This is a genomic window from Methylobacterium sp. AC832 (genome assembly GCF_979256025.1).
In genome coordinates this window covers 1-232 of the sequence record NZ_CEEDMV010000093.1, presented here as the reverse complement: position 1 = coordinate 232, position 232 = coordinate 1, and the positions used below count along the sequence as shown (strand labels likewise).

Sequence of the window (232 nt, the reverse complement as noted above, 5' to 3'; positions counted from 1 at the left end):
GCCAGCGCCGCGGGCGTCACGCCGAAGCCGGCGATGAAGCTGACCTTGTCGTTGACGATCAATTCCTGCGCGAGCCGCTTGGTGTTGTCGGGCACCGCGGCGTCATCCTTCAGGATGATCTCGATCTTCTTGCCGGCGACGGTGTCGCCCTTCTGCTGCATGTAAAGCTTGATCGCATTATCGATCTGCTTGCCGGTCGAAGCCTGGCCGCCGGTCATGGGCAGGATCAGGC

At 62.5% G+C, this 232-nt stretch carries 1 protein-coding gene; it reads right to left on the bottom strand.

The genetic code is table 11. From position 1 onward, the window contains the following. A partial coding sequence (locus AC0IXR_RS25215) for an ABC transporter substrate-binding protein (protein ID WP_471762625.1) occupies window positions 1–232 on the bottom strand: 232 nt, incomplete at both ends.